The 26,014-nt window shown below is 66.8% G+C and carries 29 protein-coding genes and 2 pseudogenes; 22 read left to right on the top strand and 9 right to left on the bottom strand.

Going from position 1 to position 26,014, the window contains the following annotated elements; translation table 11 throughout:
* Position 1: 1 nt before the first annotated feature.
* Genes EPL03_RS18410 through EPL03_RS18385 form a run of 6 tightly spaced genes read right to left on the bottom strand, consistent with a single transcriptional unit; the run spans position 2 to position 4,776 of the window.
* Positions 2-532, bottom strand: coding sequence for a DUF7261 family protein (locus EPL03_RS18410; protein WP_135830668.1), 531 nt, complete (start codon positions 530-532; stop codon positions 2-4).
* Positions 529-972, bottom strand: a complete 444-nt coding sequence (locus EPL03_RS18405; protein WP_135830667.1) for a DUF7262 family protein — start codon at positions 970-972, stop codon at positions 529-531. The genes EPL03_RS18410 and EPL03_RS18405 overlap by 4 nt, the downstream gene beginning before the upstream one ends.
* Positions 965-1,642: a DUF7263 family protein gene (locus EPL03_RS18400; protein WP_135830666.1), complete on the bottom strand. Its 678-nt coding sequence runs from the start codon at positions 1,640-1,642 to the stop codon at positions 965-967. Before EPL03_RS18400 ends, EPL03_RS18405 begins: the two co-directional genes overlap by 8 nt.
* Positions 1,639-2,154: a DUF7266 family protein gene (locus EPL03_RS18395; protein ID WP_135830665.1), complete on the bottom strand. Its 516-nt coding sequence runs from the start codon at positions 2,152-2,154 to the stop codon at positions 1,639-1,641. Before EPL03_RS18395 ends, EPL03_RS18400 begins: the two co-directional genes overlap by 4 nt.
* Positions 2,147-2,887 carry a DUF7289 family protein gene (locus tag EPL03_RS18390; protein WP_135830664.1) on the bottom strand — a complete coding sequence of 247 codons (741 nt, stop codon included), beginning with the start codon at positions 2,885-2,887 and terminating at the stop codon, positions 2,147-2,149. Before EPL03_RS18390 ends, EPL03_RS18395 begins: the two co-directional genes overlap by 8 nt.
* Complete coding sequence (locus EPL03_RS18385; RefSeq protein ID WP_135830663.1) at positions 2,884-4,776, bottom strand: type II secretion system F family protein; 1,893 nt, start codon at positions 4,774-4,776, stop codon at positions 2,884-2,886. Before EPL03_RS18385 ends, EPL03_RS18390 begins: the two co-directional genes overlap by 4 nt.
* Before the next feature lie 769 nt (positions 4,777-5,545).
* Between EPL03_RS18385 and EPL03_RS18380 the strand changes: the two genes are divergently transcribed.
* The gene (locus tag EPL03_RS18380) at positions 5,546-6,190 is read left to right on the top strand and encodes a GNAT family N-acetyltransferase (RefSeq protein ID WP_168216305.1); all 645 of its coding nucleotides are present in this window, start codon (positions 5,546-5,548) and stop codon (positions 6,188-6,190) included.
* Positions 6,191-6,403: 213 nt separating this feature from the next.
* Here EPL03_RS18380 and EPL03_RS18375 read toward each other — a convergent pair whose 3' ends face one another.
* Together EPL03_RS18375 and EPL03_RS20785 are read right to left on the bottom strand one after the other, a co-directional pair.
* Positions 6,404-7,066: an alpha/beta hydrolase gene (locus EPL03_RS18375; RefSeq protein ID WP_135830661.1), complete on the bottom strand. Its 663-nt coding sequence runs from the start codon at positions 7,064-7,066 to the stop codon at positions 6,404-6,406.
* A 106-nt stretch (positions 7,067-7,172) separates the two neighbouring features.
* Positions 7,173-7,265 (bottom strand): integrase core domain-containing protein, encoded by a 93-nt coding sequence (locus EPL03_RS20785; protein WP_210425039.1) that lies wholly within the window; start codon positions 7,263-7,265, stop codon positions 7,173-7,175.
* Positions 7,266-7,298: 33 nt separating this feature from the next.
* Between EPL03_RS20785 and EPL03_RS18365 the strand changes: the two are divergent.
* A pseudogene (locus EPL03_RS18365) lies at positions 7,299-7,935 on the top strand (IS6 family transposase).
* Between the two features lie 62 nt (positions 7,936-7,997).
* On the opposite strand, the pseudogene EPL03_RS18360 reads toward EPL03_RS18365, so the two are convergent.
* A pseudogene (locus EPL03_RS18360) lies at positions 7,998-9,512 on the bottom strand (type II/IV secretion system ATPase subunit); the annotation flags it as partial.
* Between the two features lie 96 nt (positions 9,513-9,608).
* Between EPL03_RS18360 and EPL03_RS18355 the strand changes: the two are divergent.
* The 20 genes from EPL03_RS18355 (at position 9,609) to EPL03_RS18265 (ending at position 26,013) form a co-directional block, all read left to right on the top strand.
* Positions 9,609-12,779 carry a DUF5817 domain-containing protein gene (locus EPL03_RS18355; RefSeq protein ID WP_135830659.1) on the top strand — a complete coding sequence of 1,057 codons (3,171 nt, stop codon included), beginning with the start codon at positions 9,609-9,611 and terminating at the stop codon, positions 12,777-12,779.
* Entirely contained in the window at positions 12,776-13,009 is a 234-nt protein-coding gene (locus EPL03_RS18350; protein ID WP_135830658.1) for a hypothetical protein, read from the top strand. Before EPL03_RS18355 ends, EPL03_RS18350 begins: the two co-directional genes overlap by 4 nt.
* Positions 13,002-13,220, top strand: coding sequence for a hypothetical protein (locus tag EPL03_RS18345; protein ID WP_135830657.1), 219 nt, complete (start codon positions 13,002-13,004; stop codon positions 13,218-13,220). Before EPL03_RS18350 ends, EPL03_RS18345 begins: the two co-directional genes overlap by 8 nt.
* Entirely contained in the window at positions 13,213-14,046 is an 834-nt protein-coding gene (locus tag EPL03_RS18340) for a deazapurine DNA modification protein DpdA family protein (RefSeq protein WP_135830656.1), read from the top strand. Before EPL03_RS18345 ends, EPL03_RS18340 begins: the two co-directional genes overlap by 8 nt.
* On the top strand, positions 14,043-14,564 hold the full coding sequence (locus tag EPL03_RS18335) for a hypothetical protein (RefSeq protein ID WP_135830655.1): 522 nt from the start codon (positions 14,043-14,045) through the stop codon (positions 14,562-14,564). The genes EPL03_RS18340 and EPL03_RS18335 overlap by 4 nt, the downstream gene beginning before the upstream one ends.
* Positions 14,561-15,412, top strand: coding sequence for a DNA adenine methylase (locus tag EPL03_RS18330; RefSeq protein WP_210425037.1), 852 nt, complete (start codon positions 14,561-14,563; stop codon positions 15,410-15,412). Before EPL03_RS18335 ends, EPL03_RS18330 begins: the two co-directional genes overlap by 4 nt.
* A 23-nt stretch (positions 15,413-15,435) precedes the next feature.
* The gene (locus EPL03_RS18325; RefSeq protein ID WP_135830653.1) at positions 15,436-15,720 is read left to right on the top strand and encodes a hypothetical protein; all 285 of its coding nucleotides are present in this window, start codon (positions 15,436-15,438) and stop codon (positions 15,718-15,720) included.
* A 145-nt stretch (positions 15,721-15,865) separates the two neighbouring features.
* Positions 15,866-16,426: a hypothetical protein gene (locus tag EPL03_RS18320; protein WP_135830652.1), complete on the top strand. Its 561-nt coding sequence runs from the start codon at positions 15,866-15,868 to the stop codon at positions 16,424-16,426.
* Positions 16,427-16,433: 7 nt separating this feature from the next.
* Positions 16,434-16,793 carry a hypothetical protein gene (locus EPL03_RS18315; protein ID WP_135830651.1) on the top strand — a complete coding sequence of 120 codons (360 nt, stop codon included), beginning with the start codon at positions 16,434-16,436 and terminating at the stop codon, positions 16,791-16,793.
* Positions 16,794-17,092: 299 nt separating this feature from the next.
* Positions 17,093-17,389, top strand: a complete 297-nt coding sequence (locus tag EPL03_RS18310; RefSeq protein WP_135830650.1) for a hypothetical protein — start codon at positions 17,093-17,095, stop codon at positions 17,387-17,389.
* Positions 17,386-17,730: a hypothetical protein gene (locus EPL03_RS18305; protein WP_135830649.1), complete on the top strand. Its 345-nt coding sequence runs from the start codon at positions 17,386-17,388 to the stop codon at positions 17,728-17,730. Before EPL03_RS18310 ends, EPL03_RS18305 begins: the two co-directional genes overlap by 4 nt.
* Before the next feature lie 288 nt (positions 17,731-18,018).
* The gene (locus EPL03_RS18300; RefSeq protein ID WP_135830648.1) at positions 18,019-18,477 is read left to right on the top strand and encodes a hypothetical protein; all 459 of its coding nucleotides are present in this window, start codon (positions 18,019-18,021) and stop codon (positions 18,475-18,477) included.
* The gene (locus tag EPL03_RS18295; RefSeq protein ID WP_135830647.1) at positions 18,470-19,849 is read left to right on the top strand and encodes a phage terminase large subunit; all 1,380 of its coding nucleotides are present in this window, start codon (positions 18,470-18,472) and stop codon (positions 19,847-19,849) included. The genes EPL03_RS18300 and EPL03_RS18295 overlap by 8 nt, the downstream gene beginning before the upstream one ends.
* Before the next feature lies 1 nt (position 19,850).
* Positions 19,851-21,836: a phage portal protein gene (locus EPL03_RS18290; RefSeq protein WP_135830646.1), complete on the top strand. Its 1,986-nt coding sequence runs from the start codon at positions 19,851-19,853 to the stop codon at positions 21,834-21,836.
* A gap of 74 nt (positions 21,837-21,910) precedes the next feature.
* On the top strand, positions 21,911-22,045 hold the full coding sequence (locus EPL03_RS20675; protein ID WP_280178876.1) for a hypothetical protein: 135 nt from the start codon (positions 21,911-21,913) through the stop codon (positions 22,043-22,045).
* Positions 22,046-22,048: 3 nt separating this feature from the next.
* Positions 22,049-23,503 carry an XkdF-like putative serine protease domain-containing protein gene (locus EPL03_RS18285; RefSeq protein ID WP_135830645.1) on the top strand — a complete coding sequence of 485 codons (1,455 nt, stop codon included), beginning with the start codon at positions 22,049-22,051 and terminating at the stop codon, positions 23,501-23,503.
* 11 nt (positions 23,504-23,514) lie between these two features.
* Positions 23,515-24,600, top strand: coding sequence for a P2 family phage major capsid protein (locus EPL03_RS18280; RefSeq protein ID WP_135830644.1), 1,086 nt, complete (start codon positions 23,515-23,517; stop codon positions 24,598-24,600).
* A gap of 10 nt (positions 24,601-24,610) precedes the next feature.
* Complete coding sequence (locus EPL03_RS18275; RefSeq protein WP_135830643.1) at positions 24,611-24,790, top strand: hypothetical protein; 180 nt, start codon at positions 24,611-24,613, stop codon at positions 24,788-24,790.
* A gap of 2 nt (positions 24,791-24,792) precedes the next feature.
* Positions 24,793-25,152, top strand: a complete 360-nt coding sequence (locus EPL03_RS18270) for a hypothetical protein (RefSeq protein ID WP_135830642.1) — start codon at positions 24,793-24,795, stop codon at positions 25,150-25,152.
* 6 nt (positions 25,153-25,158) lie between these two features.
* Positions 25,159-26,013, top strand: a complete 855-nt coding sequence (locus tag EPL03_RS18265; RefSeq protein WP_135830641.1) for a hypothetical protein — start codon at positions 25,159-25,161, stop codon at positions 26,011-26,013.
* The last annotated feature ends 1 nt before the right edge of the window (position 26,014 follow it).

Below are 26,014 nucleotides of genomic sequence, written 5' to 3'. Positions count from 1 at the left end.
GCTACTCGACGGTCTGAACGACGCTCACCAGTTCCATCTCGCCGCGCTCGGTCGTCACCTGCACGTCGAACGCCACCGCGAGGACGTGAGTCTCGCCCGCGCGCTCCTGTACGACCACGCCCCGCCGGGCCTCGCAGTCGCCGAACTGCCGGTCCGGACCGCCGGGACAGTTCGCCACCCGCCACGATTCGGCGGCCGACTGGTTGTACGCGACCCGATAGACGGTCCCCGACTCGACCCGCGAGGACCGGAGTGCGTCCAGCCTCGGCTCCACGTCGTCCCGGACCGACTCGACCGCGGCCTCGCGGTCGTCCCACGCGTAGTCGCCCGGCACCTCGCGGCCGGCGTCGTGGACCGCCCGCGAGAGCAGTCGGTCGGCGTTCCGGCCGGGCGCGTCGAACTCCTCGCTGGCGGTCACGTCGCCGTGATAGCCCAGTTGGAGGTACGCGACCACGACCGGCGCGAGCGCCACCGCGACCACGGCGGCGGCCGCGAGGACGAGTTGCGCGCGCTCTCCGGTCGTCTCGCTCACGCGTACCACACCCTGACAGTCACGTCGCCGTGAGCCGTCGTGACCGTGGTCGCGCCGACCGCGACGCCGCCGGGCTTGCGGTAGCCGACCGCGCCGTGGGGCGTCGTCACCCGGAACATGAGGTTGTCGGGCAGGATGCGCGCGACGCGGCGTTCGAGCGCGGCGCGCTCGCGGTCGAAGGCGTCGGGCGAGCGCACGACCTCCGCGAGCCGAGTCGAGCCGCCGTGACGGGGCGGTTCGCCCGCCAGGACCGTGGCCGCGTCCTCGGCGTAGAGGTCGAGCTGGGTCGCCCGGTCGTCGGGCGGCCCCACGCCGAGAGCGAACCCCATCGCCACCGCGAGCACCAGGACGGCCCCGATTCCGGCCTCGATCACCGACAGCGAGAGCTGTGCCCGGAGGTCGTCTTCGCGGTCGCCAGTGTCGGCTCGTACGCTACGCATCGACGGTCACCGCCAGCACCGCCTTCCGGGTCTCTGCCGGGCGGTAGGTCAGTTCGACGCTTCCGGTGGGTAGCGGGCCGTCGGTCTCGAAGGCCAGCGTAGCGGTCTCGAACCGCGAGAGCGAGACGTCGAACCGGCCGGTCAGTCCCGACTCGTCGTGGAGGACCACCCGGTCGTTCGCCCGGACGGTCGCGACCGTCGTCCCGTCGGGCGGCGACAGGTCGACCGTGACGCCGGGCGACCGCCGGGGCAGGGTCACGGTGGGCTCGACCGGAGACACCGACGGCGTCAGCGTCACCGGCTGCCGGCGCTCGACCAGCACGACCCGGCGAATCGTCGTGCCACCGGTCGCGTCGCCGGCGGTCGCGACGGGTCGGTCGTCCAGTCGGACCGCCACGTCGCGCTCGCCGACCACGGGGAACAGCGCGCGAAGTCGGGTGGCGTTCAGCCCGTCCATCGTCCCCTGGTCGAGTACGTTCGCGCGAGCCGTGGTCGGTGCATCGGCCGCGACCAGTCGCTCCGAGAGCGCCACCGCGACCCGGCGCTGGTCGGCGTCGCGCTCGGCGCTCAGATAGGCTCGGTCGGCCATCCCGAGGCTGACCGTCGCGACGGTGGTCACCACGAGGAGCGCGACCGCGAGCGCGGACAGGTTCATCTGGGCGCGGGTCATCGGTCGCCTCCCGTCGTCGAGGCGTTCGTGACCCAATCGTCGGGTCGTTCGGATTCGAGTCGGACCGCCAGGCCGTCGTCCGGAGTCGACCGGACGACGACGAACCCGGGCCCGTAGCTCGACCAGTTGCCCGACACCGTCTCGACGGTCTCGGGGAGCGCGAGCCGAACTCGCCCGCCCACGCCCTCCTCGGGGTGGTCGAGGACGAGCGACCGATTCTCCGCGCGGACGTCGTACCCCCGTCCACGAAGCGTGTCGGGGAGCGACACCTGCTGGCGGACCGCGACCGCGCGAGCATCCTCGGGGACCGCCTGCTGGACGCGCTGGGCCGACTCGGCCAGCGCGCGCTCGCCGACCTCCGCGCCGGCCGCAGTCCGGTACTCGGGGACGATACTGCCGTAGAGCGCCGACGACAGCAGCGCGATGTAGAGGACGACGATGCTGGCCTCCAGCGCCTTGCCGACGACCGGCGCGACGGCGCGCTCGTCCGCCCCACGGCGGGACTTACCCATTCTGCACCTCCAGTCGCATGTCGTGGACCACGAGATAGCCCACTCGCTCGCCGGGGTACGACGCGACCACGCTGGGCACGCCGTCGCCGTCGAACTCCCGGGTCGACACTGCGGCGTCGCGGCGCTCGAAGTACCGTCGCCACGCGTCGGGCGTCTCGGTCTCGACCGCGACGCGGTAGGACCCGTTCCCGAGTTCGTTCCGCCGATGGGTGACGTTCGTCCGGACGAGCGCCGAGCCGCCGCCGGTGGCCGAGACGCCGACCGTCCCGTTCAGTTCGGGCGCGCCGACCACGAGCACGCCGCCCTCGCCGCCGCGCGAGGCGGTTATCGGCGGCGGCGTTCGCATCCGGGCGTTGTCCGGCGGGCCGCGAACGATAGCGCCCGCGAGGAACGTCACCCGGCGGTCGCCGGCGGTGAACACCAAGGCGTCGACTCGAATCGGCGGTCCAACGGGGCCCGACTCGTTCAGAACTCGAAGCTCGCGCTCGACGGTCTGGAGCCGTCCGTCGGTGAACGACGCCCGGCCGCGGTGGACGCCGGTGGCTTCCACGGGGTCGAGCGCCGCGTCGAGGTCGGCGGCCACCCGGGCGGCGTCGGCGGTCGCGGCGTTCTCCTCGACTACCGAGCCGATGCCGGCAGTCAGCGTCCCCAGCGACACCACGACCACGCCGAGCAGGATCGCGACGCCGACGACGTTCGACTGGGCGCGGACGGTCGTTCGGTCGCCGGTCATACTATCCCCGCCCCGGCGAACACGAAGTGCGCGATGCCGACCAGCGCGCCCGAGTGGAGCAACGCCTCGTAGCGGCCCCTGCTGGCGTAACCCGCGAACCAGCCGCAGGCCAGCATCGTCGCCTGGGTCACGACGTAGAACCGCCACCGGTCGCGGGCGGGCTGGACCGCGTTCGGGTCGAGCGCGACGCCGGCGTCGGCGGTCGAGACCGCCGAGAGCTGCACGAAGCTGTCGAGGACGTACCCCTCGACCGCGACCATGATGCCGACCACGAGCAGCGCCGTGGTCCAGCCGACTGCAACGTACACCAGCATGTTCGACCGCAGGGCCTTCTTCTCGTGGTAGAGCCGACCGATCTCGGCCTGTAGCGTCTCGAAGACGGCCTCGGCGTCCCCGCCCGCGTCGAGCGCGCCCGTGACCAGCCCGATGGTCTGGTCGGCCAGCGGCGTGCCCACGCGGTCGACGAACCGAGAGAGCGCGGCGGTCTGGCGGTCCCCGTCGCGGGTGGTGAGGTTCGCGTTGAACGCGAGGTCGGCCACGTCGTCGTTCAGCGCGCCCAGGTCCACGTCGCGGGCGACCCGCTCGACCGCCGCGGGGAACGGCCGACCGAGGCTGACGTGGCCCGACACCGCGTGGACGAAGTCCGTTATCTCCCGGTCTTTCGCGTCGTCGAGAGTGGCCCGCCGGAGCGCTACCGCTCCGGTGGGAACTGCCGCCGCCACGTAGGCGAGCAACAGCGCGCTGACCGGGCGGTGGCCGCTCGTGTAGAGTCCCAGTCCCAGCAGAGCCCCGAGCGGAGCGAAGACGACCACCGCGCTCGCGGGATTCCGAAGCGCGGTGGCGAGGACGGCGAGCGCGCCGTCGGGTCGGCGGTGGTGACGCCCGGACTGGTCGGGCGGCCGGAGCGTCTCGACGACGGCGGCCGCGCCCGCGCCGACGACGAGGATGAACGCCGCGCTCCCGTACACCAACAGCTCGCGGACGGTCGTCGGGCCGAACGGCGTGTCGGTGGTCGCGCCCAGCCCCGGCGCGAGCACGCTCATCACCGTGACGATGATGACGAGCAGCGCCGGAAGGACGAGCAGAACGACGAACATCTCCGCGAGGAGTTCGAGGAAGTCGCTGGCCTGTTCGCGGCTCCGGGACTGCCGGTTCGACAGCATCCGACTCTCCATCCGGAGGTACTGGGCCAACGCGTCCGGCCCCTGCTCGGCGTGTTCGCGGAACTTCACGAGGAACGGCGCGAGCACGTCCCGCGAGGGCGTGTCGCGGGCGACGATTCGCAGGCCCTCGGCGAGGCTCCCGGTGAGGGTGGCCTTGTTGAGCGCGGTCCGGAAGGCGACGGCGGTCTCGCCGTAGGCCTGCGGGCGGTCCGAGACCTTCCGGAGCATGGCCCCGCCGTCGTCGCTCCCCGACGACAGCGCGTGGAGGTACCGGACCGCGCCGGGCAGCGTGGCCTCGATGTTCGACCGCCGGGCGCTCGCGGCCCACTGGAGGTATCGCCCGCCGAGCGCGACCGTGGCGCGCTTGGCGACGACCCCGACAGCCAGTCCCGCCCCGACCGCGAGCGCGGTCCGCGAGACGTTCGGAAGCGCGAGCGCACCGAGCCCGGGGACGCCTCGGCGGACGAACCCGACGACCGCCGCCAGCGTGGCGTCCGGGAGCGCGACCGCGACCGCGAACGTCCAGCCCGCGACGAGGCCGAACGCCAGCCACGACAGGCCGTACGTCCGCGAGAGGTAGACGTCGAAACTGGTCGCGACGTTGGTCGCGCGGTAGCGCTTGCGGTCGGCGTCGTGGCGGTCGCTGTCGGCGTGTCTGGAGAACAGCGCGTAGAGCGCGCGGTCGAGGACCGACAGCGATTGGGCCGGGTCAGGCGACCTGTTCACTCTGTCCTCCTCGAATCGCGTTCATGACCGTAGTTCGTCCCGCTTTAGTACTTAAAATTTTGCAACAAGTATATAAAAGTTTGATTCTACCTAGATATAGTATCTACTGGAGTAGCCGCCAGAAACCAGGTTGTCTCTCCTGACTCTTGGCGTGCGGTCACGTCGAGTGAATCGTACACGATGTCTACTGGCTCCTTCGGTCCATCGAACTCCGGTAGTGACGTCGCGGGTAACATCTCAATATTGTGTGCAATGCTACCGATAAGCAAGGCTTCTAAGGAGCGGTATCGAATCCCGCTCTATGACCGACGACCCCGAAGACACAAATCAGCTCCCCAAGTACGGCGGACCGCGAACCCGGCGTCGAGACCGACCCGCCGACAGCTCCGAGGTCGGAGGCGATATCCGGTCGACTTCGAGCGCTGTGCCGGAGGACCGTCGATACGGCAGTGCTTACTCTCGGTCACGCGGGGACGACTACGCGGACCAGACCGTCCGAGGTGGCGACCCGCCAGCGGACCGCCGCGAGCGACGGAGAGTTAGCGGGTCGCAACGTAGCCCGCCACCCCGGAGCGGGAACCTGACCGGGACTGACTGTCCCGAGCCACGCTAGTCCGAACGACCGGCGAACTCGGGTTCGCCGGTAGACGACGACCTGCTCGAAGCGTTCGCGGCGCTCGACTTCGAGACCGAGGCCGAAAAGCGCGTCTACCGCTACTTCGAACGGTACGGGGTCGTCTCCGATAACGAGATTCACGAGCGAATCGACTTGCCGATCGAGAGCCTCGCTCTCGCAATTCAGTGGCTCGTTCAGCACGGCTATCTCGAATCGGATGCGGGGACACTCCAAGTCGCACGCACCACCGAGGTCGAGAAGACGTACCGACTGGGCGATATCGACGTGACGTTTCGCCCGGCCAGACAAGAAGACCTCACGGACCTCGTAGAACGTATCCGCGCCGTCACCGACGACCAGACGTACGTGGTCGCCGAAAGCGTGGCCGCACAACTCGCTTCCGAAGGGACCGTCATCCGCGACACCGACATTCGCTCGCGGCTGTTCTTCATCGCCACGGTGGACCGCGGCTCGTCAGGTGACGCTCGACTCGTCGGCTGGACGCACTTGGCCCTGCCCAGAATCGAGTATCTCGACCACATGGCCGAACTGACTACCGGCCTCCGTCCGGACTTCCGTCGCCGGGATATCGGAAGCCGACTCGTGAGAATCGCGGTCGCCAGGGCGGCGGCCAATGGCTATCACAAGGTGTATCAGAGTCTCCCCGGCACGAGTCAGGCGGCCATCGACTTTCTCGGGAGGCACGGCTGGCGGGTCGAGGCGGTTCGTCCCGACCACTACCGCTTCGGCGGCTCGGTCCGACTCGATCGAAAGAAGACTAGGCGAAGAACGCGATGAAGATATGGACCAATCACTAGGTTCACTCAATAGTACAAAAAGAATTGGTATAAATTCTATTGAATAATATAAGGTTAATAAAGAAATTAGTCAATTAGCGGTGCACCGTCTTGCTGGGCGGCGGTCGCTGTCGCTCTGGCGTTCGGTAACGGACCCATAAGAGGCGAAATGAGGTTGGATGTCGGAGTCCGTTCGCAGTCGGCCCGAGGCGGTCTACGCCGTCAGACGGGCTATCGTTTCGTCAACGACGATTCGATCGAAGGGCGATCCCGTGAACGAGTGGTCGAGCCCTTCGATTTCGACCAGTTCTGCGTTCGGTAGGTCATCGACGAGTTCCCGCGAATTTTCGAGGAACCCTTCGTCATCCTCGCCCTGAAGGATACACACTGGAACGTCGATGGTCTCGAGTCGGTCGGGACCGACTTGAGCACCGTCGGTGTCCGCTAACCGCTGTTCGAGGATGGCGTCAACGTTTGATTCGGCAGCGAGCCGGATAGCGGGGGCCCACACCACCAGTCGATTCGCTCTCCCCGGCGCGTACGTGAGTACAATGCCGCCACCGGCACTCTTCCCGACGAGACTTGTCTCTGTACAGTCGCGGGATGCCAGCAGGTCGAACGCCGCGTCGATTTCGCGGTGCAGTCGCCCAAGCGTCTTCTGCTGGATGTCGCCCATGTCGGCCCAACTTTCGTATCGCAGGAAGTACAGTCCTCGTTCGGACGCCGCCCGAGCCACCCTGTCGAAAACGTCACCATACGGGCCGTGTTCGGCACCTGGAAGGCAGATGACGCCCGCGCCAGTCGGATCGTCGGGCACGTTCAACCGTCCGGGAACGCAGTCACCATCGACGGAGAGTTCGACGTCTTCGACGTTCATTTTCTCATACATATCTCAGCGAGAGGATATAAGTACTGTCCTCCGACGCGTTCGGGAATGTTTTCAACCTGTTCGAATTGTAATTTCTCAGCACACTTGGCACCGTCTAGTTTTCCTCCTCAATCGGCGTGCATTCATTGAGCGCTTGGTGCGGTCGCTGGAAGTTATAGTAATGGACGAACGACGCCCTCGTGTTCAGTTAAGGATGAGACAGTCGTGGTTCGGTTGTTCCATGACCAAAACCGACCGCCTCAGCGGTTCTAGTTCGTGGATTGACTTGGGATTTGTGGAGCGCGAGCGGACACCCAAGCCCGCGATTGAAGTGGGTATTCGGCTCCATTTGGCGGGGCTGTCTGTCGAATACCAAACGAGAACTTGAGAAGTTGGGTGTCGAACGGAGCCGCGCCGCGATTCATAATTGAGTGGAGAAAGCCGATTTACAGCCGACCAGCGACACCGTTCCGAATCAGATCGCGGTGGACGAGAGGGTGATTCGGGTCAATAGTGAGCGGTGCTAGCTGTATGCTGCGGTGAATCCGACGACGAACGAATTCCTTCATGTTCGGCTGTTTCAGACACTCACGACCCAACTCACGCTGCTGTTCGTGAGAGAACTCCGTGAGAAACAGCAGGTCGAGCACGCCACGTTTCTGGTCGATGGAGCCGACCACCTCCAGACCGCGTTGACCCGGCTTGGACTCCGATTTCAGTATGTTCGCCACGGGAATCGGAATAGCGTCGAACGTGTTTTCCGCGAGGTAAAACGCCGAACGTCTTCGTTTGCGAATGCGTTCCGCAGCGCCAAGCTTGAAACCGCAGAATCATGGCTCCAAGCCTTCGCCGTCTGGCACAACTCATGCCAAACTTAACACGACCGACGTGAGATACCCCTCGGTGGTCTTCACTTCCTCGCTTGAATAGGTCTGTACGGTTACACCCCCTCCCGTTTCGCCCGCTCGACGGTCGCGGCCTCGTTCGTCTGCAAATCGGACAGGAAGCCGAACAGGTCCTCGAAGTCGCTCATCCCCTCCTGTTCGAGATACTGCACGTAGCCGTGCTTGCGGTGGAACTCGTCCTCGACCGCCGCGACCGGCCGGTCGGTCCGTTCGGCGAGCCTGTCGAAAAAGCGATGCCGGCGCTGCTCGCGCTCGTCGCCGAGTCGCGGATGGTCGTACGCCAGATGGAACTCGCCGTCGGTGTCCCGGTGGGCGACCGTGTTCCAGTACACCGTGGCGTCGTCTTTCTCGACAGTGCCGCGCCGCGCTCGCGACGACTCTCCCCCGCACAGGTCCTCGTACTCGGCCTTCGAGAGAAGTTCGACCACCTGGCTCACGTACCGGTCGCCGTCGACCTCGCGGGGGAACACCACGAGGTCGAGTTCCCGAAGCAGGTGGGGCGGCAGGCCCTGCTCGACCACGCGGTTCACGAGCTTCTCGACGTCCTCGGCGTGGGTGGTGCCGATGATGCCGTGGCCGGTGTTGAGGCTCTCGGCGAACGTCTGGAAGCTGGCGGGCGTGTTTATCTCCGCGATGACCTCCACGTCCGGGTTGAGGTAGTTGCACTCGGTCATCAGGTCGGCCATCGTGACGCGCTTGTAGTCGCTCTCGTGGTCGCGCGTGGTGAGCGAGACGCCCGTCTCGTGAGGAAGTCGAACTTCGCGCGAGCCCTCGTCGATGGATATCGGCCGGTCCCGATACGGGACGAACGGCATGTGGGCGTTCATCAGGGTCGTCTTGCCCGCGCCGGTCGGCCCCGAGAACAGCACGACGCCGTGGTGCTCGTAGACCTGCCAGAGCAAGGTCACGATCTCGGTCGAGAGGCTGTTCGAGTCCAACAGGTCGACTGGCGTCATCGCTTCGGGAGCCTGCTTGCGGATGGAGATGTGCGGTCCGTCCTCGCTGATGACCCCGAGCGCGACCGCCGCCCGGATGGTCGTCCCCTCGGGGACGCCCTCCGGTCGGAGGTTCACCTTCGCACTCGGGTTCGAGGCGTTCAACTCGGTGCCGTCGCTGGCGGCCATCTGGGTGACGACGTTGGCGAACTCGGTCTCGTCCTCGAACGCGAGGTTCGTCGGCACGCGCTCGCCGTGACCTATCTCGCGGCCCCGTGGGACGACTTTGATGCGCTCGCCGACCCGATTCGCCTCGACGTCCTCCAGCAGGTCGTCCCGGATGGGGACCGTGAGCTTGCCGTGGCCCACGAAGTCACGCATCACGTAGTAGACCAGGTCCGAGAGCCGGTCGGTCGAGAACCGACGGTCGACCGGCGGGACCGCCAAATCGTACTCGGCCAGCGCGGTCCGAACGCGGTACTCGGCGGCGTCGAGCCACGCTCGCGTGTTTCGCGCGGTCAGGCGGCGCGACAGGAAGGTCCGGGCGCGTTCGCGCACGAACCCGGCCCGGTCCTCGACCACGCCGTCGACGTTGGTCTCCCAGATGCGGTTCTCCACCGCTGTTTCAACTCCTAACCCAACCGCCTGCTCGGCTGCCCGAATCCCGTCGCGTCCAACGGATCCGGCAACGCCCCAACGGAGGTGTCCGGCGTGACGTGGCAGGTCGTCGGTTGCAGTACCTGCCACGGGTTCTGGCTCGCCGAGGACGTCCGCGAGCAGGACTCAACGGAGTGCCCGCTCTGTTTCGCACAGCACGCGACCGACCGGCTCAACGTCCGGTTCGAGCACGACGACCACGCGGTCGCCGCCGAGATCCGGTCGCGCATCCTCGCCGAACACGCCGGCGAACGCGAAGCCTACGAGGCCGAGGACGACTACGGCCAGCTCGCCGACCGCATCGACGACCGACTCCAGTTCCGCGAGGAGTATCTCGCCGACGCCGCCAACAGTGCCTTCGAGGACTACGACCAGCTCCTCGACGACGAAGCGGAGGCCGCCCTGGAGCGGTGGAGCGCTCGGTTCGAGTTCCTCGAATCAGCTGCGATGGACGCGTTCAGCGAGATCTACGGCCGGTTCGAGGCCGAGGCCGACGACGTGTTCCGCGAGCAGGATACGCGGCTCGCCGACCACGTCGACCTCCAGGGAGACTACAGCGGGGTCGACCACGACGACCCCGACTCGCTCGGCACCACGGGCGAGCTGTCGCTTACGCGCCAGCAGCCGGTCGACCCCGACGCAAGCACGACGCTTGATAAACCAATATCTGGTTTAGCAAGTGGGGTCGCGGAGGGGCTGCGCGACCAGCTCGTCAACGCCATCCGGACGCTCGCACAGGGCCGCAGCCCGCTCGAACTCCAAGCGCTCCTCGAGGACGCCGGACTCACAGCCAGCAGCGAGGACGCAGACCTGCTCGGGCTCGCCGACAAGATCGCGCGCGGCAGCCAGCAGGCCGCCTGGGAGTTCGTCCGCGCACTCACGCAGCCGAGCGGCCGCGCAGCCATCAGCGACCGCCACCTCGTCCCGGCGGTGTTCGCGCTCGTCGACGCGACGCCCACGGTCACGGTGCGGCTCGACGACGCGTTCCACGACCAGCGCCGGAGTCAGCGCGAAGACGTCTGCGAGTTCCTCGCCGCGCTCGCCCAAGGGTGCGACGTGCGGCTCGTCGGCAGTGGCGTCCAGCAGCTCGCGCTCTACCGCGACCATCGCGAGTCCCTCCCCGTTAGCCGAGAGGACATCACACCCCTCGCTGAGAGTCAGTCCGACCGCGTCGCGAACGCCAAGGAGGCTCTCGATCGGGACGGTCGCGAGGTCCGGATCCTCCGCTGGCTCGCCGCCGAGGACAGCCAGACGCTCGCGTACTCGGAGCTGTACGCACGGAGTGGCGTCGGCAAGTCCCGCGTCCGGCAGGCCATCCGCCGGCTCGCTCCCGACCGCGAGGACTCCAGCGTCGACGCGCTCGGCCTTGTCGACACGTTCGGGCCGAACGCGAACAAGCACGTCGAGCTGCTGCCCGCCGGCGAGCAGTATCTCGACTGGCTCGACGACGAAACCGCCCGACAGCGGACGCTTGACGACGCCGTTAGCGATGTGTGCAATGGCTCCGACGATAGCCGTGTCTCAACGCGCGCCCACGTGGGAGGGGAGGACCGCCACCGGCTGCCGCCGCTCCACACCACACAGCGCCTCCCCCGCTGGGACGCCACCGCAACAGCTGCCACACCGCCCGCGAACGGCATCGCTGTCGTGGACTACCCGCTCGCCGAACAGGGCGACCAGGGCGCACCCCGCTGGGCGTACCGCGAGGCGACCGACACCCTGGTCGTCGGCGCTGAAGCGACGAACCCGATGCAGTACTGGGTGTGTATCGCCAGAGCGTTAGCCAGTCGGCGGACGTTCTCGCAGATTCTCGAGGACGGCGACCGAATCGACGGCACCGACGACCTCGGCGAATTCCTTTCCGGCCATAAGCCGATCTTGCGCGACCTCGTCTGCATGGGCTACCTCCCCGACGACGTCGAGGACGGCAGCGAGTACGTCGACGAACTCGAGGCAGCCGAGGAGCATCTGTGCGAGCTGACGAAATCGCTGGTCGCGGGGGACTACGAGGGCCCTGTTGAGGAGTTTCGGTCGACGATCACGCGGGAGGCGATGGGGCTCGCGAAGACGATGCTCGACCTCCTCGACCTGTGTGGCGTCGACGTCGTCCAGCAGGTGCGGCTCCCGCGCCAGAACGGTGGGCGGCACGAATCGCTCCGCGACGACAACCGTGGGATGCTCGTCAAACTGCTCGCGACGGCGGTGAAGCTTCAGGCTCGCGCTAACCTCGCGTCGGTCTACCGGCAGCTGTTCGAGCAGGACGGCGACCGCCGGGAGGCCGCGATCGACCCGTCGCTGGACGCGTTCGAGGTCGGCGACCTCGTCGGCGCGATCTGTGTCGTGGGCGACCTCGGCGACGCCGAGGCCGACCTCGTCCGGGAACTCAAGGGCCGGCTCGGCCGTCTCGACGACGAGGTTCACGAGGACGCGCCGGACATTCCGGTTCGGGTGCCGGTCGAGGCGACCGACGATCTCTCCCGGCAGCGGTTCGGTCGCGTCGTCGAACGCATGGCGGCTCGGAAGAATCTGCGGGCGACACGGGCAGCAGTGTCGCTGCTGCGGGTGTTCGTTGCGACGCCGTTCGACGCGGCGCGAGCTATCGCGGGCCTCCGCAGCGAGGCCGACGAGCGGGATCTCCGCGTCTCGGAAGTCCGCGAGGCGCTCGCCCAGCTCGCGGCTGGCCGGATCATGCCGTGGGAGACGCGGGGCGTTCGGGCGGTGGTCGCGGCGCTGCTCGCGGCCGACCAGCCGCTCTCGGGGATGGCGGTCGCGGAGCGCGCCGACGTCGCTCGGCGGACGTGGCAGACCCACAAGGACTGGCTACTCGGCCTCGGCCTGGTCTCGGAGACCGAGCAGGGCTACCGGCTGACCGTGGCGTTCAACACGGACGACGAGCGGTACGCCGATGAGCGGCGGCCGTGGTTCGTCAAGGACAACGAGGACGGCGACCTACCGTTCCCGGTGCTGGTTCGGAGTCTCGGCCACACCCTCGCGACCAGACTCTTGGACAGCGAGGAGCGGAGCGAGTATTTCGCGGCGTTCCGCAGCGGGACTGGTGTCGACGTGGCGGTGGTGGTCGAGCGGTGGCCGCGGGTCGAGCGATGGCTGGACGTGTTCCGAGCGCTGGGCGGTGCGGAGGCTGCGGTGCCGACGCCGGTGGTGTTCGGGCAGTCTGCCGGGCAACAGTCGCTTCGGAGTGCGGTCGCAGGAGGTGGTGGGGCGTGACGTTGGAGTACCGGCAGACGCGAGGCGACGGCGAGTCGGTCGTCACGACAGCGTGCGGGTTGTGCGGACAGTCGCTGCGGGAAGGCCAAGGGATGCAGGACCACCTGCCGGCGTGTCCCGTGCGAGAGGTGTACGCGGAGCCGCGTGTGCTTCGGGAGGGCGGGCCCGACCCCGATCGGGTTCGAGCGTTGCTGGATGGCGAGGGCGAGGGAGTGGTCGCCGATGACTGAGCAGTCCACGGACGGCACTGATCATCCTGGCGTCGCGACGATCGGCGCGGGCGGCGGCCCGCGAGACGACCCGTCCATCCCGTGCCATGGGTGCGGGATTGAGGAACGGTTCTCGACGATGAAGCGTCTCGACGACTGGAAGCTGACCTATCTCGACGACGGGAGCGGTCAGTGGGTCGCCTACTGCCCGGAGTGTGATCACGATGCCTGAGGGCGGCACTAACCGATTCGACGCTCCTCGGATGCACTACTGCATCGACACCACGGGGACCTACGACGGGCTGTTTGACGGCGAGGATATCTTGCTCTCGGCGGGCTTGGCGTGGAACAATAGCGGCCCGACGTTCAACCTCCACGTCCCGGACCTCCCGAACCGTGTCCTTGTCGATTCGGGCGGCTTTCAGGCGACGACAGCGTGGGACCTCAGTTACCCCTACTCGGTCCGGGACCTGTTCGAGTGGGCCGCCGAAATCGGGGCGGACGAGGTGGCGCTCCCGGACTTCGCGTGTGAGCCGGAACTCCACGACACGACGCCCGAGGAGCGCGTCACTCGAACCGTCGAGAAGCATTGCCAAGCACTCGACGTGTTCCAAGCGGAACCGTGGCCGTTCGAGGTCCTGCCGGTTCTCCAAGGGTGGGAGCCGGACGACTACCGGCGGTGCGCTCGCCTGTTTGAGCGCCACGACCTCGTGCGCGACCGAATGGCAATCGGAACGGTCTGCAAACGTGACGACCCATCAAAGATAGGCGAGGTTCTCGACGCCTGTGAGGACGTTCTTGGGTACCGGCGCTGGCACCTCTTTGGCCTCACGCTGAACGGCTGGAAGAACAGCCGGCTCTGGGGCCGGTTCGCGTCGAGCGACACCTCCGCGTGGAACTACCGAGCAGAGTCGAAGGCGCACAAGAAACGGCTGTTCCGAGCCTATCGGGAGAAAGTCAACCAGTACGGTCGAGCAATCGAGGAACAGACGACACTCGCCACAGACGGCGGTAAGTACAGCACGGATACTGACCGGAATGAGGAGGGGTCGGCGTGAATCCGAGCGGCGAGACTCCCGACTGGCAACGCAAGCTCACGGAGGATATCGGGGAGAACCCGGCGCGGTTCCTCGACCACGACCTCGTCGAGACCGGGCCGGAGGATACGGACCACTCGCTGGCGCGGATGGTGCGCGACCGCATCAGTGGAATCGACCGGCTCGAGGTCATCGGCGCGTGGCGGGCGGCCGAGCGCCGGCTTGCCAGCGAGCAGGATCGCGAGCCCCGGCAGGCCGTCCTCAACCTGCTCGACGACCGCGAGGCGTTCCTCCAAGAGCATGGTGAGCGCCCCCGGGAGTGGGGGATCCAGTGGCCGCACGAGCTCCCCGACCGATACCTCTCCCGACCGAGTGCTCGCCAGCTTCCGGACAAGGAGTGGTACTGGGTCGACCCCGAGTCGGGTGAGCGGCGGCCATGGTCGGAGCGGCCGACGAGTGTGGCGTCAGGCCGGACGTTCGACTCTACCGGGCCGGAGGAGTCGGTAGCGACCGACGGGAGTGGTTCGTCGTGCCGGTGAGCGCGTTCCCCTACGTCGGCGGAAAGACCCGGTACGCGGACTGGATTATCGGCCACTTCCCGGCCCATCGTTGCTACGTCGAGCCGTTCGGCGGCGCGGCGGCCGTTCTGCTCAACAAACAGCCGTCGCCAGTCGAGATCTACAACGACCTCAACAGGGACGTCGTCCACTTCTTCCAGGTCGCTCGCGAGCGTCGCGACGAACTCGAGGAGTGGCTGTCCTACGTCCCCCACGCTCGCGATGTTCACGAGGAGTGGGCGCGAGCGTTCTACGACGGAGAGCGTCCCGAGGACGACATCGAGCGCGCTGGCCGGTGGTTCTACCTCCGGTACACGCAGTTCGGCGCGAAGCTCAACGGCTACTCGGGATATAAGAACAGCACGAAGCGGAACGTCGCCCGGACGTTCCACAACAACGCTCAAGCGCTGGAAGAGATCGCCGCGCGGTTCCGGGGCGTCCAGCTGGAGTGTCGCGACTGGAAGGACGTCGTCCGCAGGAACGACGGGTCCGATACGCTGGTCTACCTCGACCCGCCGTACGTCGACTGCGAGCAGTATTACAACGTCGACAACTTCGACCATGCGGAGTTCGAGGCAGTCCTCCGCGAGCTCGAGGCCGACTGGGTCGTATCCTACTCGGATCCCCCCGAGGCCTTCACGGCTGTCGACGCGTACACGTACGCTTCGCTCGACACGACGTACTCGCTCGACGTCACGGAGGGCGAGCAGCGAGACGAGGCGACCGAGCGGCTCGTAATGAACTTCGACCCGGCCGAACGGGAGGAGTTCCGAGGGCCACAGACGACGCTTGATGTCGCGACCGACGGTAGTGGGGGTGACGGTCGGTGAGCGACGAGTCGAGAACGCGACGGATGGGGGAGACGAACGAGTGGGGTGGGCCGACCGACGACGCGATCATCGCGGCGGTCCGGCACGCGACCAGCACGGGCCAGACCGACCTCCTGGAGGGCGGCGTGCCCCCGGTTGTCGTCGCCGACCTCGTCGGCGTCGACCAGCACGCGCTCAAAGGGCGGCTACGCGACCTCGTCGACGAGGATCGACTCGTCCGCGTCCGAGGCGCAGACCCCGAGTCGTATCGAGCGCGGTGGAGCTATCTCCATCCCGAGGACGCGGATTTCACTGCACTTTCCGAATGATTATGACAGTCCAGCATCGAAGACAGACTTGTAAGGCTCGGACACCACCCGTCCACAGGATAGCCACCCACTGGGGACTCCGCCCGAGGCGGGGCGTGATCTGGTGGGAGACAGCCTGCCGTTTGTTCTCCGGGCGCGTGATACCATGGTGAGAGGCGAGGATGCGTTCTGCCCGAGCAGTGGCAGCCGTCTCAGCCTCGACCGGCATTTCGACGAACTCGCGCGCCCGTGGCGCGTCCCCGACGCCAGCAGCGAGTCAGCCGAACTCACGACGGGCGCGGACAAGAGTTCGACGACCGCGCTCAAGCGATTCTTCCGGCGCACCCATCGCAGTGAACGCAGCGACGACACTATGGACCGCGACCTGCTTCGAGTGGCGGCCCGCCACATCGAGACGCTCAAGCGCTCGACGGAGGCGCGCGACGAGTGGGTGTGGTACGCTCTTTGCGAACGCCTGCACCGTGAGGGGTTCGACGTCGGCTGGATGCGCAAGCACGTCAACCCAGTCTGCCCGCACTGTGGGTCGGAGCTCACCGCCGACCTCGCGCCGAAGGGCGAGGTCCTCCCGCAGTGCGCGGTGAACTGTCGTGACGATAACCGGTTCGTCGAGGGCGACATCGCCGACGCCATCCGGGACACGTATAACGAGGCGTTCGCCGGCACCGACGCGGGCGCACTCGACAGAGGCCACCTCCAGATCGCGTAACCCAGTTATGTCGACCGAGTCCCCGACCAGCGACGTTCCGCGTGAGCCGTCGGCGTACCGGCCGACCAATCACTTCCGCGACCGGTTCCGGGACGCCACCGACAGTCCGCCCCGGCACTTGGACGGGGAGATCGTGCGCGAGTGCATCACTCGCGGCGAGGTCGCGCGCCGGGACGCGTCGACCGTCGGCTTCCGGCGTGAGTTCAGTGGCGTCGCGTACGTCATCGTTGTCAACCCCGAGTCGGGGACGTGCGTGACTGGGCATCCGGTCGCGCTCGACTGGCAGACCGCCAGTGGGTCAGACCGCTGGACTCGCGAGCAACTTCACGATATCGACGAGTTCCTGCGGGCGAAATACCGCGACTAACTCCAGCTGTCCCGATGACGCCCATGGCTGCCGGGTCGAGGGATCTGTATCGTGTCTGGGCGACCCTGGCGGCCACGACCACACTCCAGAGGGGACTTCGTCAGGTTTCGCTGGCTTCGCCGAGCGCTCTATCCGAGTTGGTCGTCCAGCCCTGTGTCGGGATATCGCTCACTCGGCCGCGCCCCGTGGGGATAACCGGCGGTGTGTGGCCGCTCTCGAGTGAGCGCGCGTAACCGAGTCGCGCCCGACACGCTACGCTCCACCCCTACCCGCGATTTCAGTACCGACCCCGAATACTCATGAGCACCAACAAGAAGCCCGTCTGGTTTTGCCCACGGGAAGTAATCGACCACAACCGCGACCTTGCGCGTATCGCACACATGGACATCCGGAAACTCAAGGCCATCAAAGCTCTCGTCGTCAGCCTCGCAATCCTCGGCGTCGCCGCCTACGGCATCCACAGCGGGGGTGACCCGACGACGATCAGCTGGCTCGGGCTCGCCGGCCTCCTCCTCGTCAACGGCATCGAGGTCGGCGAACTCCTCGCGGTTATGAGCGCCGCCCGCGACGACACCTCCGGGGAGGAGGACTCGTGACGCTCGTCGACTCCCTCGTCGCGGTCATCAAATCCGCCGGCCAACCCACGGAAGCGGACTCCCAGCGCGACGGCTTCCTCTCGTACAAATCAGAATCTCACGCCCTCGGGCTCGGCCTTGCCGCCGGGTTCTTCGCAACTGCGCACGGTGAGACTCGGTTGCTCGCGCTCGTCTACGCCGCCGCCGTCTACGGCCGCTCCGTTGAGGCCAACAGTGGGCAGCGCCGCCGCCTCTGGACGGACATCCGCACCGAACCCCACTACGCCCTCGGTGGCGCGGTCGCCGGCAGCGCGTTCGGCATCCTCGCGGGCTGGGTCACTCGCCTCGCCGGCCAACTCTAATCCCGCTTAAAACCCGGTTAGGGCGTTGGCTAAAACGGTAGCACCAATCATGGCGGCGGCGAGCGTCAATTTTGGCGGCAGCGTTCCTATATCGAATACTGGCCCAGCACTAACAAATGGCTGACCGTATAGGACGGCCACAGTGAGGGCACCGATGCAGAGATAGCCTGCCTGTTTTCCAGGGCTCATTACCACTTGACACAGCCTCCTGAGTCATATATTTACTGACGGTACGACCCGCGAACACCTGCCAGACGAACACGATCATACTCCCGCAAATCGACCACCATGACCACCGACGACATCTGTGGCGTCGAGACGGGCGAGGGGAAGCCCTGCCAGAACCCCGCCACCGAGGGCGACCACTGCTGGATCGAGTCCCACGGCGGCGACGTCTCCGGCCACGGCCGCCCATCGAAACTCGACGAGCACGAGGACGACATCCTCGACGCCGCTCGCGAAGGGCTCACCTACGAAGGAATCGCCCGCGTCGCCGGCGTCGGCGTCTCCACCCTCCACGACTGGCGCAACGAGCACGACGATTTCTCGGAAGCGCTCGAACGCGCGCGAAGCGAAGCTGAACGCGAACTCATCCAGGACGTCGACCCCGAGTTCGTCCTCGAACGGTCGTATGATTACGTGAAGACGGAGAAACGCGAGGTCGACCTCGACGCCGACGTCGACGCCGCCCACGACGTGACGGCCGAGTTCGTCACCTACACCCCCGAGGAGGACACCGATGAGTAGCACCACAGACACCGACACTGGCGGCCGAGCGCCGCTCACGCCGGCTCCGCAGTACTCGGTGCACGAGAAGCAGCGGGCGGTCCTCCAGTCGGACGCCCGGTACCGCGTCTGCCGATGGGGTCGGCGCGCCGGGAAGAACGTCACCGGCGCGATCGACGTCGTCGAGTACGCTCGCCAGCCGTGGACCTCAGCGTGGGGGCCGGATGATCCGCGCCGGGTGCTCATCTGGTGGGTGGGCCCGACCTATGACCAGGCGAACAAGCACGGCTACGATAAGGTCAAAAGCGCCGTCCCGAACGCGTGGATCGCCGACTACGGCGAGTCCAAACCCCGGTTCATCGAGTTCATCAACGGCGTCCGAGTCGAGTTCCGGACGTTCGACCGCCCCAAATCACTCCAGGGGGAGGGCGTCGACCGAATCATCCTCGACGAGGCCGACCAGATGCGCGAAGGCATCTGGTACGGCGACCTCGAGCCGATGCTCTTGGACTCGCAGGGCTGTGCGTTGTTCATCAGCAAGCCCTATCGGCCGCGCTCGTGGTTCCATCGGTTCTACGACTACGGCCAGTCGAGCGATTACTCCGAGTACGCGTCGTGGCACGCCACCAGTGCGGACAACCCGTTCCTCGCCGAGAATCCCGAAGACAAGCGCGGGACGGTCCCACCCCACTTGTTCGAGCGCGAGTACCTCGCCCGGCTCCCCGACGACGGTGGGCAGGTGTTCCGCGACCTCGACACCAAGCTCTACACCGGCGACTACGACGTCACCGTTGAGCAGGAGCACGACCCGGCGGGCGAGTTCGTCGGGGCGGTTCGGCGCGCCCCTGACGCCGTCACTCGGCCGGTCGCGATCGGCGCCGACTTCGCCCGGAGTCGGGACTATCGCGTCACGCTCGCCGTCGACGCCGCCGGCGAGCTGGCCTACTACCACCGGGCGCAGAACGAGTCGTGGGACGGCATCGAGGACCACATCCGCGGCGTCTACGGCGAGTACGGCGGCATCGTGGTCCCGGACGCCTCCCGGGACAACAAGATCGTCGCGGACCTGGCCGGCGCCGGCGTCCCGCTGGAGCCCGTCAGCTTCAGTCCGAAGACGAAGAAGCAGCTCATCGAGACGCTGGCGACGCTCGTCGAGACCGAGTCGCTCACTGTTCCCGATGTCCCCGCGCTCGACCAGCTCCACCTTGAGCTTCGCCAGCTTCAGGAGGACGTCTCCGACAGCGGGTACACACGCTATCACGCGCCCGACGACGGGTACGACGACAGCGTCGACAGCTTCGCGCTGGCGGTCTCGAAGCTCGACCAGCTGTCCGCTGCGGCCAGCCGGGCCGAGCAGCGAGGAGACGACGATAACGGAGTGAACTACGTCTAACATGACTGATGCAATAGAGGATAACAAGCTCGCGGTCGACGTCGAAGGCATCGGCGGCAAGCAATCGCTCTCGAAAGCCGAGACGTCGACGCAGCTGGCCGACCGGCGCGTCCAATCACTCACCACAGGCATCAAGCCACCATACAACCCCTACCGGCTAGCGAGCTTTCTCGAACTCAACGAAACCCTGGCGACGGGCATCCGCAAGAAAGCCCGCTACGAAGTCGGATACGGGTTCGACCTCGCCCCACGGGCCGATCTGGACATCGACGACGCCGACGATACCGAGCGCGAGGTCGTCCAGTGGTTCTGGCGCGGCCCCGACTCAACGTGGCAGACCAAAGCCCGCCAATCCGCCGAGCCGGCGACACCCGAGGAAGTCAAGGAACTCGCCCGCCAAGACTACCACCTCATCGGCTGGTGCTGTCTCGAACTCCTCACCAACCTCGAAGGACGTCCCGTCGGCCTCGCACACGTCCCCGCGCGAACTGTCCGGGTTCGGAAGCCACAGGACCGGTTCGACCAACCCCGGCATCCCGAAGACGGCCGATTCATCCCGACCGACGACGCCGACCTCGCCTCGCGTGGGTACGTCCAGATCCGGAACGGCCGGCGGCGGTACTTCGGCGAGGCCGGCGACCGCTATCGCGGCAAAAACGTCGACCTCTCAGCGAGCGGCGACGACGAGCCGCCGACGGTCCGCTACACGGACGACGACAGCGACAAGGAGCCTATCTTCGTCGACCGGGAGACGGGCGACGTCGTCGAGGGCAGCGCCCAAGCCCTCGACAACGGCCCGGCGAACGAACTCATCTTCATCACGAACCCGAACCCGCTCACGGACGACTACGGCGTCCCCGACTGGATCAGCGCGACCCGGACGATCAGCGCCGACGAGGCGGCGAAAGACTACAACGCCGACTTCTTCGACAACGACACCATCCCACGGTTCGCCATCAAGGTCACGGGTGGCGAGCTGACCGAGGAGTCCAAGCGCGACCTCCGGCAGATGCTCAACGGTCTACGCGACGAAAGCCACCGCACGGTCATCCTCGAGGTCGACAAGTTCCAGACCCAGATCGACGAGGACGTCGAGATCGAACTCAAGCCGCTGGGCCAAGGCATCAGCGAGGAGATGAGTTTCGAGGCGTTCCGCCAGAAGAACGAGGCGGAGATTGCGAAGACACTGGAGGTCCCACCGATCAAGATCGGGAACACCGACACCTCAAATCGGTCGAACTCCGAACAGCAGGACCGCGACTTCGCTTTGGAGGTTATCCAGCCCGAGCAGCACAAGTTCGCCCAACGCCTCTACACGACCATCCATCAGACGGCATTGGGCGTCACCGACTGGACGCTCGAATACGAGCTCCGGGGCGCCGACCAGCCTAAACAGGACGCCGAGGTGGCGCGCCGGAAGATCCAGGCGGTGAACGGCGCTATCCCGGTGAACCGTGCGCTGGAGATGATCGGCGAGGACCCGCTCCCCGACGACCATCCCGTCGACGGACAGACGCTTGTCGCCGAGGTCGGGCGGTCCCGTCCGGGCAGCCAGCCGCCGCCGGGAAACGGCCGGCCTGACGGCCAGGCCGGGCAGGCGCGGCCGGACTACCTCCCGCCCGAGGACAACAAGATCGGTGAGCGTGACTGGGCCGACGTCGAGCCCGCGCTCGCGACGAAGGATCCGATCGAGCAGACGCAGTTCAACAGCTCGAACCTCGACGAGGGGTTGTTCGACTTCGGCGAGCAGGAGCTCTATCTCTCGTTCAAACGCGAGGAGGGCCAGTCGTCGCTGTACGCGTACGTGGACGTCCCGCCGAGCGAGTGGGCGGGGCTCGTGAACGCGTCAAGTCACGGCAGCTACCACTACGACTCGATTCGGCTCGAGTACCCGTACGTGGAGGTGACGAACTTCCACGACCGGCTTCCTGAGGGGCCGTCGCCGGATCCCGAAGACGTCCCCGACGGCGTCCCGTCCGATATCTGACGCCGGCCTGCCGATGACCCGGGGAGCGCCCGACTCCCCCGTGCGAGGCACGACCGGGCAACGACTACGAGACCATGAGTGACCACGAGCAGCAGCGCGGCAGCAGTCGTGGCGTCCTCGGCACCGGTCGTGCCCAGAAGCTCGACAAGACCAAGGACGCTGACGCGGATGCCGCCGACGACGCAGACGATGAACAGAATGAGGGCTGACACATGCCCCCAGTAACGAAAGCAGGCAGCCAGCAGTTCCGCAAGGACGTCGAATTCACCGACGTCTCGAAGGACAGCGACGAGTACGAACTCGAAGCGTCGGGCATCGTGATGGTGCCGGACAAAGCCGACCTCCAGAACGACTTCGCTCGCGAACCCACGATCCGATCGTTCGCCAGCCAGTTCGAGACCTTCGAGCAGGCCGACCAAGCCCAGGGCGGGATTATGCACGCTGTCTGGCCGGACGGCTGGATGGAACTCGCCCGCAACGAGGTCCTCGACGAACCGGAGGAGATCAGCGGGCGGGAGGTCGACGCGGGTGCGTGGGTCCAGCGCTGGGGCATCACCAACGCCGACCTCGCTGCGCTCATCGACGAGGACATCCTCTCGGGCTACAGCATCGGCGCGATCCAGGTCGACTGGGATGGCCCCTACGACCCCAGCGAGGTCGACGACGTCGACACGTCGGAGCTCCCGGACGGCGAGATGATCTGGGAGCTCATCGACGGCATCATCCGAGAGGTCAGTGCGGTCGATATCCCAGCGGTACCTGACGCCCAGATTCTCGACGCGAAGGGCGTTGACAAGCGACTGGCCGACCACGTCGGCAACCAGGACGCGTTCATCGAGGAGGCGCTCGAACGCGGCCACAGCGAGGCGGAGGCCGAGCGCCTCTGGGATGTGCTCACCGAGGCGATGGAGGCCGACGGCTCGGCAGAGCCGGGCAAGCAGTCCCGCCTCCAGCAGGCCGCGAAGTCCTTCCTCTCCACGCTCACCGGGTCCGATGACGACGATACGAACACCCAGTCCGAGGCCCCGGATGCAGCGAAGGAGGGCCGCACCCTCTCGCAGTCGAACCGCGAATCAGCGATGGCCGCCGTCGACGCGAACCTCGACATCCTCCAGGACGCCGGCGTCGACCACGGCATGACGCGGTTCACCGACCAGGACGACGTCGACTTCGACCTCTCCGAACACGACGCCCGCAGCTGGGGCGGCGGCCACGATGATGACGACGCGGACAGCAACCCGTTCACCGTCGACAACGGGCAGGACGCCCCCGAGGGCGATACCTCGGACGACACGACAGACATGAACGACGACACTCCCGATGACCCGATGGCCGACGCCCCCGAATGGGCGAAGGCCCTCAACGACCGCATCGACTCCCTCGAGACCGACAAGGACGCCGACGGCGACGCCAGCCCGGACGATCCGCTCGACGACGCCCCCGAGTGGGCGAAGGGACTCGCCGACCGCGTCGACGAAATCGAGGAGAAAGCCCTCGACGACGGCGCCGAGGACGAAAAGCCCGAGTGGGCGAAGGAACTCGAGGCTCGAATCGACACGATCGCCGAGCAGGGCGGCGTCAGCACGCAACTCGACGCCGCCAGCGACACCGACACCGACACGGACAGCGAAGACAAGCTGAAGGACCTGGGAGAGGCCCTCGCCTGAGGTGACTATTCATGAGTACTGACAACACTATCGCAGCGACCCGCCAGCAGAACATGCAGAGCCTCAGTCACGACAAGACGGTCGACATCGCGGACCTGGACGGCTTCCAGCTTCCGCCCCGCGTCACCGAGGAGTTCCTCGAACGCGCACAGAAGGAGGTCCAACTCCTCGGCATGGTCGACACGATGACGCTCGAACGCCTCCAGCAGGAGGTCCCGCAGTTCGGCGTCCCCGTCCTGTCGGGCGACACGCGCGACGAGGAGGGCAGCCGGACGTCCTCGTCGACCGCCGAGTCCGGCGAGGTCAAATTCAACGCGACCGACAAGCAGTACTACATCCTCGTCGAGCCGCGCCGCGACGCGATCAAGAACACGCACTACGACGAAGACCAGTTCGGCGACTACATCGTCGACCAGTTCGTCCAGCGCTGGGGGAACGACGTCGCGCTCATCGGGATGCGCGCTGGCGCGTCCAGCGGCGCCCTCAACGACTACGTCTCAGCGGACGTCAGCCACCTCGACAGTACGTTCACCGGCTGGATCGCCCGTGCAGAGGGCGACACGCAGTCCGTCGACGACAGCAGCAACTCCACCCGGCTCGGGCTCGAGGACACGGCAGACGGCGAACTCGCGACGATGCCCGAACTCGACCACACGGACGGGAACGGCAACGCCCAGGCACTCGACACGGGCGTGTTCAACGAGGCGATCCAGACGCTCGACAGCCGATACCGCAACACCGACGAGACGGTGTTCCTGATGAACCCCGACCAGGTCCAGCAGTACGCGATGGACCTGACCCAGCGGGAAGACCCGCTCGGCAGCGCGGTCATCTTCGGCGACTCCGATCTGACGCCGTTCGACTACGACATCGTCGGCGTCAACGGCTGGCCGACCGAGTACGCCATGTTCACCGACCCGGGCAATCTGGCGTACGGGCTGTTCGGCGAGATGGAACTCGACCAGACGCAGGACACCGACAAGGTCCACGAGCAGAAGCTCCACTCCCGGAACTGGATGGAGGGCCAGATGGACTTCCAGATCAAGGAGATGCAGGCTGGCGTGCTCGTGACCGGCCTCGCGGACCCGCTGGCGTGAGGTGGTCGAGATGAGTGATGCTCTGACCACGAACGCGATGCTGCGCGAGACCTACCTCGGCCGCGTCGACGGCGATCCGCCCGAGGCCGACCTCGACGGCGGCGAACTCTGGTTCGACACGTCGACCAACACCTACCGAGGCTACGACGGCTCGAGCTTCGGTGAACTCGGCTTCACGGCCGACGCCTGATCATGCCTCGAGTCAAGAAGATCGCTGGCGGCCAGTACCACCACCGGGAGACGGGGACGCTGGCCATCGGCGACACGGTCAAGGTGGACGGCGACTTCGCGGCGTACCTGTGTGAGGAGCGCGGCGACTTCGAGGTGGTCGACGACGGCGACGACGTCCGCGAGGAGGACGGGCCGCCCGACGACCTGCCCCCGTTCGACCCGTCCGAGTACACTGTCGACGACCTGGAGTCGGAACTCGACAGCGAAGACTACGGCGGCAGCGAACTCCACGCGCTCGCGGCAGCTGAAGAGGACGGCAAGAATCGCGAGACTGCGCTCGAGGCGATCAAGGCGCACATCCCGACGACCGAGGAGGAGTGACGTCGCATGGCAACCGGGTACTGTACGCTGGAGGACGTCCGCCGCGCGCTCCGGCAAGCCAGCCTCCCCGGCGACCTGAGTCAGGACGAGCAGCTCGCCGTCGACGCGATCGCCGCCGAGACCGAACCCTTGGAGAAGGACCTCAAGCAGCACTACTATGAGCCCGACGGGCTCGACGACGCCGACGCGATCGACATCCCGACGGGGCCGAAGACGCGGGAGGACGAACACGACCTCCCCACGCACGGCGGGATGGTGCATGGCGCGAGCGAGCGCGACCGCTACCAGTACCGGAAGAACAGTGACGCGCTCTTGGAGTCTGACCCCCGGACCGGCCGGCAGCGGCGCGAGCAGCGCCGGGAGCCCAAGCGCGAGATCCGTATCAGTATCGGCGAGTACCAGGACGGCTACCGTGACGACCGGCCGGCCTACACGCGGATCACGCTCGACCGGCGGAACGTCGAGGCCGTCAACCGGCTGCTGGTCATCAACAGCGATGGCGGGTACGACGACTGGACGGACGGCAAGGAGGGCGGGGTCGGGCTCACGCATCGCGGTGCGGACTACTGGGTGCGGCGCAACAACGGCGGCGTCAGCGAGCTCTACCTGGACGTCCACGCGCTCGACGACGACATCGCCAGCCTGTCGAACGCCTGCTACGTGGAGTTCTCCTTTGGGCATGAAGGGATTCCACGTGCTGTGAGGCGCGCGGTCGCGCTCCGCGCCGGGGCGGAGTTCGCGGAGGAAGCAACGATCCAGATTCCGGATAACGCGACGGTGTACAACGTCGAGACGAAGGCCGACCGGATGCGGGAGAAGGCCAGCGAGTTGCTCGACGAGTACCGCCGGGAGGACATGTAGG

The sequence above is a fragment of the Halorussus halobius genome, assembly GCF_004765805.1.
GTDB lineage: Archaea > Halobacteriota > Halobacteria > Halobacteriales > Haladaptataceae > Halorussus > Halorussus halobius.
Note: the sequence above shows the minus strand (reverse complement) of the source record. Positions and strands in the feature narration are given on the sequence as shown.

Coding starts and splice junctions, on each gene's coding strand:
- EPL03_RS18325 (WP_135830653.1), top strand. CDS start 15,436: ATGGGGGAGACGAACGAGTGGGGTGGGCCGACCGACGACGCGATCATC.
- EPL03_RS18300 (WP_135830648.1), top strand. CDS start 18,019: ATGACCACCGACGACATCTGTGGCGTCGAGACGGGCGAGGGGAAGCCC.
- EPL03_RS18280 (WP_135830644.1), top strand. CDS start 23,515: ATGAGTACTGACAACACTATCGCAGCGACCCGCCAGCAGAACATGCAG.
- EPL03_RS18275 (WP_135830643.1), top strand. CDS start 24,611: ATGAGTGATGCTCTGACCACGAACGCGATGCTGCGCGAGACCTACCTC.
- EPL03_RS18270 (WP_135830642.1), top strand. CDS start 24,793: ATGCCTCGAGTCAAGAAGATCGCTGGCGGCCAGTACCACCACCGGGAG.
- EPL03_RS18375 (WP_135830661.1), bottom strand. CDS start 7,066: ATGAACGTCGAAGACGTCGAACTCTCCGTCGATGGTGACTGCGTTCCC.
- EPL03_RS18320 (WP_135830652.1), top strand. CDS start 15,866: ATGGTGAGAGGCGAGGATGCGTTCTGCCCGAGCAGTGGCAGCCGTCTC.
- EPL03_RS18345 (WP_135830657.1), top strand. CDS start 13,002: ATGACTGAGCAGTCCACGGACGGCACTGATCATCCTGGCGTCGCGACG.
- EPL03_RS18390 (WP_135830664.1), bottom strand. CDS start 2,887: ATGACCGGCGACCGAACGACCGTCCGCGCCCAGTCGAACGTCGTCGGC.
- EPL03_RS18315 (WP_135830651.1), top strand. CDS start 16,434: ATGTCGACCGAGTCCCCGACCAGCGACGTTCCGCGTGAGCCGTCGGCG.
- EPL03_RS18310 (WP_135830650.1), top strand. CDS start 17,093: ATGAGCACCAACAAGAAGCCCGTCTGGTTTTGCCCACGGGAAGTAATC.
- EPL03_RS18400 (WP_135830666.1), bottom strand. CDS start 1,642: ATGACCCGCGCCCAGATGAACCTGTCCGCGCTCGCGGTCGCGCTCCTC.
- EPL03_RS18265 (WP_135830641.1), top strand. CDS start 25,159: ATGGCAACCGGGTACTGTACGCTGGAGGACGTCCGCCGCGCGCTCCGG.
- EPL03_RS18395 (WP_135830665.1), bottom strand. CDS start 2,154: ATGGGTAAGTCCCGCCGTGGGGCGGACGAGCGCGCCGTCGCGCCGGTC.
- EPL03_RS18290 (WP_135830646.1), top strand. CDS start 19,851: ATGACTGATGCAATAGAGGATAACAAGCTCGCGGTCGACGTCGAAGGC.
- EPL03_RS18295 (WP_135830647.1), top strand. CDS start 18,470: ATGAGTAGCACCACAGACACCGACACTGGCGGCCGAGCGCCGCTCACG.
- EPL03_RS18285 (WP_135830645.1), top strand. CDS start 22,049: ATGCCCCCAGTAACGAAAGCAGGCAGCCAGCAGTTCCGCAAGGACGTC.
- EPL03_RS20675 (WP_280178876.1), top strand. CDS start 21,911: ATGAGTGACCACGAGCAGCAGCGCGGCAGCAGTCGTGGCGTCCTCGGC.
- EPL03_RS18340 (WP_135830656.1), top strand. CDS start 13,213: ATGCCTGAGGGCGGCACTAACCGATTCGACGCTCCTCGGATGCACTAC.
- EPL03_RS18405 (WP_135830667.1), bottom strand. CDS start 972: ATGCGTAGCGTACGAGCCGACACTGGCGACCGCGAAGACGACCTCCGG.